Genomic DNA, 10,506 nt, shown 5'->3' on the forward strand with positions numbered 1-10,506 from the left:
TGCGCAAGAGAGGTTCGGCGGGGATCGGCACCCCGGCACGCCCCGGGCACGGACGCGTCATCCGCATCGGCCGTGAAGCCGTGCGGTTGACACAACGTCCGGATACCGCGTCCCGGCCGGACAGATCGCGCGTTGGCGCGGCCCTGGCCTGCGGAGATGCTCGACAGAACGCAACAGATCGACGACCGAGGCCGGGAGACGAACATGACCGCACTGTCGCCGCACCTTCGCCAGGCCACGCCCGTGGTGGCGGCCCGTGGTGAGGGCGTCCACCTCTATGGCGAGGACGGCCGCCGCTATCTGGACTTCACCGCCGGCATCGGCGTCACCAGCACCGGACACTGCCACCCCAAGGTCGTCGCGGCCGCACAGGAGCAGGTGGCCACGCTCGTCCACGGTCAGTACACGACCGTCATGCACCAGCCGCTGCGGCGGCTCGTCGAGAAGCTCGGCGAGGTACTGCCGGCCGGCCTCGACAGCCTGTTCTTCACCAACTCCGGCAGCGAGGCGGTGGAGGCCGCGCTGCGGCTGGCCCGCCAGGCCACCGGCCGCCCCAACATCATCGTCTGCCACGGCGGCTTCCACGGCCGTACCGTGGCCGCCGCCTCCATGACGACCTCCGGCACCCGCTTCCGGTCCGGCTTCTCCCCGCTGATGAGCGGTGTCGTCGTCACCCCCTTCCCGTCGGCCTACCGCTACGGCTGGGACGAGGAGACCGCGACCCGCTTCGCCCTGAAGGAGCTGGACTACACGCTCCAGACGATCTCCTCGCCCGCCGACACGGCCGCGATCATCGTCGAGCCGGTGCTCGGCGAGGGTGGGTACGTGCCCGCGACTCGAGCCTTCCTGGAGGGCCTGCGGGAGCGGGCGGACCGGCACGGTTTCCTGCTGATCCTCGACGAGGTGCAGACGGGCGTCGGCCGCACAGGACGGTTCTGGGGCCACGACCACTTCGGCGTCACGCCCGACATCCTCGTCACCGCCAAGGGCCTGGCCAGCGGTTTCCCGCTGTCCGGCATCGCCGCCTCCGAGGAGCTGATGACCAAGGCGTGGCCCGGCTCGCAGGGCGGTACGTACGGCGCCAACGCCGTCGCCTGCGCCGCGGCCTGCGCCACCCTCGACGTCGTACGTGACGAGAAGCTCGTCGAGAACGCCGAGACGATGGGCAAGCGGCTGCGCCACGGCCTGGAGGCGGTGGCGGACCGGACACCGGGCATCGGGGACGTGCGCGGTCTGGGCCTGATGCTCGCCACCGAGTTCGTCACCGAGGACGGCAGCCCCGACCCCGAGACCGCCGCCCGCGTCCAGCGGGCCGCCGTGGACGAGGGCCTGCTCCTGCTGCTGTGCGGGGCCTGGAACCAGGTCGTGCGCATGATCCCGGCGCTCGTGATCGACGAGACGGCGGTGGACGAGGGCCTCCAGGCGTGGGCGACCGCGGTGGAAGTCGGCACATCGGGAGCGGCACGGCGATGACGGACACCACCACGGCCCTGGAGCCGCTGGTCGCGCGGCTGGCCGAGACCGCTGTCGGCCTGCGGGTGGAGACCGGCCCTGGCGCCACGGGCCTCTACGCCTACGACGCCTCCAACTACCGGGTCCCGCCGAGGGCCGTGGTCTTCCCCCGCAGCGCCGACGACGTCGTCGCGGTGCTGCGGGCCTGCCGCGAGACGGGCGTGCCGGTGACCGCCCGCGGCGGCGGCACCAGCATGGCGGGCAACGCGGTCGGGCCCGGCCTGGTCCTGGACTTCTCCCGGTACATGAACCGGATCCTGGACATCGACCCGTCCGCGCGGACGGCGCGCGTCGAGGCCGGCGTCGTCCTCGACACGCTGCGCAGCGCGACCGCCCTGCACGGGCTCACCTTCGGTCCTGATCCGTCCTCGCACAGCCGCTGCACCCTCGGCGGGATGATCGGCAACGACGCGTGCGGGAACCGGTCGGTGCGGGACGGGCGGACCAGCGGCCACATCGAGGCCCTGGAGATCGTGACGGCCGACGGCGTGCGGGCCGTGGCCGACCGCTCCGGGCTGCATGCCGCCGAGCCGGGCGACGCCGACGCCGTGCAGCGCGTCGCCCGGCTCGAGGCGGACGTACGGCGCCTGATCGCCGACAACCTGGAGCCGATCCGAACCGAACTGGGCCGCATCCCCCGCCAGGTCTCCGGCTACCAACTGCACCACCTGCTGCCCGAGAACGGGTTCGACGTGGCCCGAGCCCTCGTCGGGACTGAAGGCTCCTGTGCGGTCGTCACCGCCGCGACGGTCCGCCTGGTGGCGACCGCACAGGCATCAGCGCTGCTGACCCTCGGCTACGACGACGTCGTCGACGCCGCAGAGGACGTGCCGGAGATCCTGCGCTGGTCGCCCAGCGCCGTGGAGGGCATGGACGAGGCGATCGTCGCGACGATGCGGGCCCGCCGTGGCCCGGACTCCGTCACCGGCCTGCCCGAGGGACGGGCCTGGCTCTACGTGGAACTCGACGGCGACGACGAGGCCGCGGTGAACGCCCGGGCCGCCGAACTGCTGGACGTGCTCAAGGCCCGGGGCCGGATGATCGGCGGACGGGTCGTGGAGAGCCCGGCCGAGCGGCGCTCACTGTGGCGCGTCCGCGAGGACGGGGCCGGTCTCGCCGCCCGCCTGGTGGACGGAGGGGAGTCCTGGCCCGGCTGGGAGGACTCGGCGGTCGCGCCCGAGAACCTCGCCGCCTATCTGCGGGACTTCCGCCGACTGCTGGCCTCTCACCGGCTGACGGGCGTGCTGTACGGGCATTTCGGCGCGGGCTGCGTGCATGTGCGCATCGACTTCGACCTGGCCACGGACAGCGGCCGGGCTGCCATGCGCCGGTTCCTCTCCGAAGCCGCCGCCCTGGTCGTCGAGCACGGCGGCACCCTGTCGGGCGAGCACGGGGACGGGCGGGCGCGCGGTGAGCTGCTGGAGGTCATGTACAGCCACCGGATGATCCGGGCGTTTGCCGCCTTCAAGGAGATCTTCGATCCGGAGGGCCTGCTGAACCCCGGCGTCATCGTGGCCCCGGCCCGGCTCGACGCCGATCTCGCGCTGCACACGCCCTCTGACGTGCTGCCCGTCGAGACACTCTTCTCCTTCCCGCACGACGAGGACGGCTTCGCGGGCGCCGTGCGCCGCTGCGTCGGCGTCGGCCGCTGCCGCAGCGACGCGGGCGGCGTGATGTGTCCCAGCTACCGGGCCACGGGGGAGGAGAACGACTCGACCCGCGGCCGGGCCCGCCTGCTGCAGGAGATGGTGCGGGGCGGGACCGTCCAGGACGGCTGGCGCTCGACCGAGGTCAAGGACGCCCTCGATCTGTGCCTGTCCTGCAAGGCGTGCTCCAGCGACTGCCCGGTCGGCGTCGACATGGCCACGTACAAGGCCGAGTTCCTGCACCAGCACTACAAGGGAAGGCTCCGGCCCCGCTCCCACTACTCGCTGGGCTGGCTGCCCCTGACCTCCGCGCTCGCCGGATACGCTGCGCGCCCGGTCAACGCCCTGCTGCGCGGACCGATCGGCAAGCTGCTCGCCCGCCTCGGAGGCGTGACCACGAAGCGCAGGATCCCGGCCTTCGCCTCCCGCAGCGCGCTGCGCCGGGCCCTGCGCTCGGCGAGGACCGGTGAACCGGCGAAGGCCCTGCTCTTCGTGGACAGCTTCACGCGCGCGTTCCGTCCCGAGGTGGCCGGAGCGGCGAGCCGCGTGCTCGCCGACGCCGGCATCCCCTGCACGGCGGAGGACGGACTGTGCTGCGGCCTGACCTGGGTCAGCACAGGTCAGCTGTCCACCGCTCGCCGCATCATGGCCCGTACGGTCGCCCACCTCGACAACGGCGACGACCGTCCGATCGTCGTTGCCGAGCCCAGCTGCGCCGCGGCCCTCAAACGCGACGTACCGGAACTGCTCGGCACCGACGCGGCCCGTCGCGTCGCCTCCCGCGTCCACACCCTCACCGGCGCCCTGACCGACCTGGCCGCGCCGGACTGGACCCCGCCGGAACTGCCGGACCAGGTCGTCCTGCAGACCCACTGCCACGAGTACGCCACCTTCAAGGGCCGCCACCCCCGCGACCTGCTCAGCCGCCTCGGCGTACGCAAGGTCGACGAGGCCGAGGGCTGCTGCGGACTCGCCGGGAACTTCGGTTTCGAGGCACAGCACTACGAGACCTCGATGGCCGTCGCGGACCTGGCCCTGAAGCCACGCCTCGACGGCATCGACCAGGACGCACCCGCCGTCGTCGTGGCCGACGGCTTCAGCTGCGCCACCCAGATCGACCACCTCGCCGGTGACCGGGGCATCCGCGCCCTGCACCTGGCGGAACTGCTCGACCCCGCCGCCGATCAACCAGGAGGAACCTCATGACCGACACACCCACGCAGTTGTTCATCGGCGGGGCCTGGGTGGACGCCGCGGACGGCGCCACCATGCCCGTCGACGACCCCGCGACCGGCGAGATCCTCTGTCACGTCGCCGACGCGGGCCCCAAGGACGCCAAGCTCGCGGAGGACGCGGCCGTCCAGGCGCAGGAGGAGTGGGCCCGCACGGCGCCGCGGGCGCGCAGCGAGATCCTGCGCCGCGCGTACGAGATCATCCTCGAGCGCACCGACGAGCTGGCCCACCTGATGACGGCCGAGATGGGCAAGCCGCTCGCCGAGGCCAGGGGAGAGGTGGCGTACGCCGCCGAGTTCTTCCGCTGGTTCTCCGAGGAGGCCGTCCGCATCGACGGCGGCCTCGGCACCCTGCCGGACGGCCGCAACCGCATGCTGCTCTCCCGCCGCCCGGTGGGCCCCTGCCTGCTGATCACCCCGTGGAACTTCCCGCTCGCCATGGGCACCCGCAAGATCGGCCCGGCGATCGCGGCGGGCTGCACGATGGTGCTCAAGCCGGCCCCGCAGACCCCTCTCTCCAGCCTGGCTCTCGCCGAGATTCTCAAGGAGGCCGGGCTGCCGGACGGCGTACTGAACGTCGTCACCACGTCCCGGGCGGGGGAGGTGTGCGAGCCGCTGCTGCGCGGCGGGCGGATCCGCAAGCTGTCCTTCACCGGCTCCACCGGGGTCGGGCGGCTGCTGCTCGCCCAGTGCGCCGACACTGTGGTGCGCACGTCGATGGAGCTGGGCGGCAACGCCCCGTTCATCGTCTTCCAGGACGCCGACCTGGACAAGGCCGTGGACGGCGCGATGGTCGCCAAGATGCGCAACATGGGCGAGGCATGCACGGCAGCCAACCGCTTCTTCGTGCACCGGTCGGTGGCGGAGGACTTCGCGCAGCGCCTCGCCCTGCGCATGGGCGCGCTCGTCGTGGGCCCCGGCACCCGGGACGGCGTCGACGTCGGGCCGCTGATCGACAGGGCCGGACGTGCCAAGGTCGAGGAACTGGTCGCCGACGCGGTGGAGCGCGGCGCCCGTGTCCTCGTCGGCGGCCGTGCGCCCGAAGGCCCTGGCTGCTTCTACCCGCCGACCGTGCTCGCCGACGTCGCCCCTGACAGCCGCCTGATGGACACGGAGATCTTCGGACCGGTCGCCGCGATCCTCACCTTCGACGACGAGGACGAGGTCGTCCGCCGCGCCAACGACACCCCCTGGGGCCTGGTCGGCTACGTCTTCACCGAGGGCCTCGACCGCGCCCTGCGCGTCAGCGAACGCCTGGAGGTGGGCATGGTCGGCCTCAACACCGGCCTCGTCTCCAACCCGGCCGCGCCCTTCGGCGGCGTCAAGCAGTCCGGGCTCGGGCGCGAGGGCGGCCGGGTGGGGATCGACGAGTTCCTGGAGTACCAGTACCTCGCGGTGCCTGTGCGATGACGGCGGTCCTGCCCTGATCTACGCCGTATCGCGCACCGCGGGCCACCCGTGCCCGGCCGCTCCGTCCTCAGGCCGGGCACGGGGTCAGGTCGGCCTCGACGCGGGCGGCTGGGCCCGCCTGCCCTGAGAGGGAGCGGCCGTACTCAGCGCAGGTGGCGCGCGGTGATCTCCGCCGCCGTGTCGGTCACCAGCTGCCCCAACTCGTCGAGCCGGCCGGGCTCGAAGCGGGAGTCGGGCAGGGAGACGGCCACGGCGGCCAGCGGGACGCCGTCACCGTCCAGGACAGGTGCCGCGATGGCACAGACACCCTGAAGGTACTGGTTGTGGTTGACGGCGTATCCACGGTCTCGGACGCGGCGGAGCTCTGCCCGCAGCCGCACCGGGTCGGTGATGGTCTCCGCGCCGTAACCCTCGAGTGTGCCCGCAGCGACCTCGTCGACCTCGGACTTCGGCAGATGGGCGAGGACCGCGTGACCGGCGGCCGTGGCGTGCAGGGGTGAGGTGTCGCCGATGGCGTGGAAGGTCCGTACGGCGTGGTCGCAGTCGACGCGGTCGACGACGACCATGCCCTGCAGGTCGTCGGGCACCGACAGGTGGATGGTCTCGTTCACCGCGTCGCGGAGCCGGATCATGGGCTCGCGGGCGGCGGCGAACAGGCTGGAGCCCTGCAGGGCGGCGGGCCGTACGGCCAGCACACGGGCGCCGATCTCCCACCGGGTCGTGTCCTTGCGGTTCGCCCGCAGCCAGCCTGCCTCGTTGAGTGTGACCAGGGTGCGCTGCACGGTCGACTTCGGGAGGCCGAAGATCTTCGTCAGCTCCCCCACGGTGACGGGCTGATGCTGGGCGACCGCCTCCAGGACGCGCAGCGACCTGGTGACGCTCTTCATTTCCACGGTTCCCCCTGGTGATCCTCGAAATCTCTGCCTTGCACTCTTGACTCCCTCCCAGAGCCGGAGGCACGATCGTGCCGGATTCTAGCACAGCGTTCCACAATCTGGCACGCGCTCTGGAGGTCGGTCGTCAGACCGGCATCGTGAAGGAGGGAATCCCATGACCCGCGGCGATGGACAGCGGTGGCGCACCTTGACGCGCCTACCTAGCCGCGTGGTGCGGCCGCCCTGCGCTCGGTCCCCTATCCCGGCGCAGGGCGGTGGCAGCCATGCAACGCACAAGGGCCGGCACGTGCTTCCGCACGGACCGGCCCTTGCTGCGGGCTTCGCCCGTCGTCTTCGTTCAGGCGCTCAGCCGGCGCCCCGTGATCTCCGCTGCCGTATCGGCGACCAGGCGGCCCCACTCCGGCAGCCGGTCCGCGTCGAACCGGGAGTCGGGCATGGAGATGGCCACCGCGGCCAGCGGTGTGCCGTTCTCGTCCAGGACGGGCGCGGCGACCGCGCAGACACCTGGCCGGTACTGGTTGCGGTTGACCGAGTAACCCTCGGTGCGGATCCGGTCCAGCTCGGCCCGCAGCTCGTCGGGGTCGGCGGGTGTCGTGTCGCTGTAGCGCTCCAGCCCCTGCGTGATGAGCTCCTCGACGTCCCGCTTCGGCAGATGGGCGAGGATGGCGCGCCCGACGGCGGTGGCGTGCAGGGGTGAGGTGTCGCCGATCGTATGGAAGGTGCGCACGGGGTGGTCGCAGTCCACGCGGTCGACGACGACCATGCCCTGCAGGGCGTCGGGCACCGACAGGTGGATCGTCTCGTTCACCGCGTCACGGAGCCGGATCATGGGCTCGCGGGCGGCGGCGAACAGGCTGGAGCCCTGCAGGGCGGCAGGCCGTACGGCCAGGACGCGGGCGCCGATCTCCCAGCGTGTGGTGTCTTTGCGGTTGGCTCGCAGCCAGCCGGCCTCCGCCAGTGTCACCAGGGTGCGCTGCACGGTCGACTTCGGCAGGCCGAAGAGCTTCGTCAACTCCCCTACGGTGACCGGCTGATGCTGGGCGACTGCCTCCAGGATCCGCAGCGACCTGGTGACGCTCTTCATTTCCATCCGGTTTCCCCCTGTTAATCCTCGAAATTTCTGCCGGACACCCTCTTGACTCCCATCCGACCCGCTGCCATTCTCTGTGCCAGATTCTAGCACAGCATTCCACAATGTGGCACGGCTCCTCAGAGGATCCCGACGAAGTGAGCCGGACTGCGAGATGCGGCGGTTGGTAGCCGCAGGCCCCACACAAGGCCCGGCTCCCGCCCAAAACCTCTCGAATCGAACAGCCTCACGCCGAGGGCCCAGCATGCGCCTCGGTGATACGAAAGGAAAGCCCTGTGTCAGCTGCCAGGAAGCGCGTCGCCGTCGTCGGCGTCGGAACGATGGGCAGCCAGGCCGCCTGGCGGCTGGCGGCCCGGGGAGCGGAGGTCGTGGGATATGACCGGTTCGCCCCCGGCCACGACCGCAGCGCCGCCGGCGGTGAGACCCGCATCTTCCGCAGCGCCCACTTCGAGGACTCCCGGTACGTCCCGCTGCTCAAGCACGCCGACGCCCTGTACGAGCAGCTTCAGCAGGAGACCGGCCGTGAGCTGCGCCGTCTGACCGGATGCCTGTTGATGGGGCCGACCGAGCACCACCAGATGGCCACCGTCCTGCAGTCCATCGCCGAGCACGGCCTCGACCACGAGGTGCTCGACGCCGAGGCCCTGGCCAAGCGCTTCCCGCAGTACCGCATCGAGGACGGCGACGCGGCCGTGCTCGACCGCCGCGCCGGCTTCATCCGCCCCGAACTGACCATCCAGACCGCGGCCCGCCGCGCGGAGCAGCTGGGCGCCGTGATCCACCGCTACACCACGGTCCGCGAGATCGTGCCCGTCGCGAACGGCGTCGAGATCCGCACCGACACCGGCAGCGAGCGCTTCGACACGGCCGTCGTCACTCCCGGCCCCTGGGTCAACGACCTGCTGCCCGACCTGCCGTGGGAGGTGGACATCCGCCGCCTCGTCAGCGCCTGGTTCGTGCCCACCACCAACGCCTGGTTCGGCGAGGAGCGCCCCGCGTTCATCCGTACGGCGCCCACCCACTGCTACGGCCTGCCCTCGCCGGACGGCATCTCCGTCAAGCTCGGCCTCTCCCAGGCCCTGCACCGGCCCGCAGGCGACCCGAACGAGCTGGACCGGACGGTGCAGCCGGAGGAGCTGGAGATCTTCAGCGAGTTGATCGGCCGCTACCTGCCGGACCTGCACCCGGACCCGACCCGGCTCTCCGTCTACATGGAGGGCTACACCGGGAGCAGCCGCCCCCTCGTCGGCCCGCTGCCCGGCGCCGAGAACGTCGTCCTGCTCGCGGGATTCTCCGGCCACGGCTTCAAGCTCTCGCCCGCCTTCGGTGACATCGCCGCCGACCTGGCGCTGGACGGCACCTCGTCCCAGCCCATCGACTTCATCTCCACCGTCGGCCGCACGGAGGCATGACCATGAGCGACGCCACCCTCTCCGTCGGCTCCCTTCAGGCCCAGCCGGGCACCAAGGCGCGCGGCACCGTCCAGGCGGATCTCGGCACCCTTGCCGTCGACATCCCGCTGATCCTGGTCAACGGCTCCCGCCCCGGCCCCCGGGTCGTCATCACCGCGGGTGTGCACGGCGGCGAGTTCACGCCCATCGACGCCGTCGTACGACTGGCGGAAGAGCTGGAACCCGCCGAGGTGCAGGGACAGGTGATCATCTGCCCGGTCGCCAACCCGCCCGCCGTGTACCAGGGCCGGCTCAACATCTCCCCGGTAGACGGCGTGAACCTCAACCGCGTCTTCCCCGGCGACCCGGCCGGCGGCCCCACCGAGCGGCTGGCCGCCTGGCTCTTCGCCCACCTGGTCGACGGCGCCGACGTCTACATCGACCTGCACTGCGGCGGCATCGACCAGGTCCTGCGGGACTTCGTCGGCTACCGCCTCACCGGTAACCCGGACCTGGACAAGGCGACCGCCGAACTGGCAGGCTCCTTCGGCATCGAGGATGTCATCCTCGGACTGACGCCCGAGGGCGGCAACAGCCACGCGGCCGCCGCCCGCCGGGGCATCTCGGCGGTCCTCGTCGAGGTGGGCCAGCTCGGCCAGCGGGACGAGGCCACCGCCCTCCGCCGCGTCGACGGCCTGCTGAAGGCACTGCGCCACCTGGGCGTCCTCGACCAGGACGACTCCGCCCCGGCACCGATCCGCGAGTGGGTCTGGTCCGCCGGCGTCACCGCCGAGGCCACCGGCCTGTGGTACCCGGAGTTCTCCTTCGACGCCGACATCATCGGCGAAGTCGCAGAAGGCGACCTCCTCGGCCGCATCGTCGACCCGACCGACGGCACGGAGCACACCGTCCACGCCCCGGCCGGCGGACGGATCATCTACGGCATGCACGGCCTCACCGTCGCCCCCGGCAAGGAACTGGCCGCCCTGGCCGTCCCGTGGGACCCCGACACGGCCACGCGGGCCGACACCCTCCAGGTCCCCGGTTTGGGTGCCGGATCCGACGAGGCGGGTCCCCGCACCTAGACCCCCATTCCAGCCCCTCCCCTTTCCACGTCCCCAGCCGCTCCCCTACTCACGGCCAGCACCACCAGGAGGCACACCATGAAAGATGCCCGGATAGACCGCAGACTGTTCCTGCGAGGAATAGGCGGGGTCACGGCGGGTGTCGCCGCCGCGACCACCCTCAGCGCCTGCGGCACCGGCACCAGCCGCGCCTCGGCCGGCGGCGGTAAGGGCGGCGGCAAGACGGTGGTCGTCCGCGACAGCG

7 protein-coding genes are annotated in these 10,506 nt (G+C 71.9%); 5 read left to right on the forward strand and 2 right to left on the reverse strand.

The features are described from left to right. Nucleotides 1-204: 204 nt before the first annotated feature. Genes STSP_RS21845 through STSP_RS21855 form a run of 3 tightly spaced genes read left to right on the forward strand, consistent with a single transcriptional unit; the run spans nt 205 to nt 5,800 of the window. Nucleotides 205-1,473 carry an aspartate aminotransferase family protein gene (locus STSP_RS21845; RefSeq protein WP_067280771.1) on the forward strand — a complete coding sequence of 423 codons (1,269 nt, stop codon included), beginning with the start codon at nt 205-207 and terminating at the stop codon, nt 1,471-1,473. Beyond that, a complete protein-coding gene (locus STSP_RS21850) occupies nt 1,470-4,364 on the forward strand; it encodes an FAD-binding and (Fe-S)-binding domain-containing protein (protein WP_067280773.1) in 2,895 nt (964 codons plus the stop codon). Before STSP_RS21845 ends, STSP_RS21850 begins: the two co-directional genes overlap by 4 nt. Then, nucleotides 4,361-5,800, forward strand: coding sequence for an NAD-dependent succinate-semialdehyde dehydrogenase (locus tag STSP_RS21855; RefSeq protein WP_067280712.1), 1,440 nt, complete (start codon nt 4,361-4,363; stop codon nt 5,798-5,800). The genes STSP_RS21850 and STSP_RS21855 overlap by 4 nt, the downstream gene beginning before the upstream one ends. A 143-nt stretch (nt 5,801-5,943) precedes the next feature. On the opposite strand, the gene STSP_RS21860 is transcribed toward STSP_RS21855, so the two are convergent. Together STSP_RS21860 and STSP_RS21865 are read right to left on the reverse strand one after the other, a co-directional pair. After that, entirely contained in the window at nt 5,944-6,687 is a 744-nt protein-coding gene (locus STSP_RS21860; RefSeq protein ID WP_067280714.1) for an IclR family transcriptional regulator, read from the reverse strand. Between the two features lie 346 nt (nt 6,688-7,033). Then, nucleotides 7,034-7,780: an IclR family transcriptional regulator gene (locus tag STSP_RS21865; protein ID WP_067280717.1), complete on the reverse strand. Its 747-nt coding sequence runs from the start codon at nt 7,778-7,780 to the stop codon at nt 7,034-7,036. A gap of 281 nt (nt 7,781-8,061) precedes the next feature. On the opposite strand from STSP_RS21865, the gene solA reads away from it, so the two are divergent. Together solA and STSP_RS21875 are read left to right on the forward strand one after the other, a co-directional pair. Then, a complete protein-coding gene (gene solA, locus STSP_RS21870) occupies nt 8,062-9,198 on the forward strand; it encodes an N-methyl-L-tryptophan oxidase (protein WP_067280720.1) in 1,137 nt (378 codons plus the stop codon). A 2-nt stretch (nt 9,199-9,200) separates the two neighbouring features. Further along, nucleotides 9,201-10,262: a M14 family metallopeptidase gene (locus STSP_RS21875; RefSeq protein ID WP_232789745.1), complete on the forward strand. Its 1,062-nt coding sequence runs from the start codon at nt 9,201-9,203 to the stop codon at nt 10,260-10,262. The last annotated feature ends 244 nt before the right edge of the window (nt 10,263-10,506 follow it).

This window comes from Streptomyces jeddahensis (assembly GCF_001642995.1).
Taxonomy (GTDB): Bacteria; Actinomycetota; Actinomycetes; order Streptomycetales; family Streptomycetaceae; genus Streptomyces; species Streptomyces jeddahensis.

Bases quoted from the DNA above. Each gene is read 5' to 3' on its own strand.
- STSP_RS21845 (WP_067280771.1), top strand. From the start codon at position 205: ATGACCGCACTGTCGCCGCACCTTCGCCAGGCCACGCCCGTGGTGGCG.
- STSP_RS21875 (WP_232789745.1), top strand. From the start codon at position 9,201: ATGAGCGACGCCACCCTCTCCGTCGGCTCCCTTCAGGCCCAGCCGGGC.
- STSP_RS21855 (WP_067280712.1), top strand. From the start codon at position 4,361: ATGACCGACACACCCACGCAGTTGTTCATCGGCGGGGCCTGGGTGGAC.
- STSP_RS21850 (WP_067280773.1), top strand. From the start codon at position 1,470: ATGACGGACACCACCACGGCCCTGGAGCCGCTGGTCGCGCGGCTGGCC.
- STSP_RS21860 (WP_067280714.1), bottom strand. From the start codon at position 6,687: ATGAAGAGCGTCACCAGGTCGCTGCGCGTCCTGGAGGCGGTCGCCCAG.
- STSP_RS21865 (WP_067280717.1), bottom strand. From the start codon at position 7,780: ATGAAGAGCGTCACCAGGTCGCTGCGGATCCTGGAGGCAGTCGCCCAG.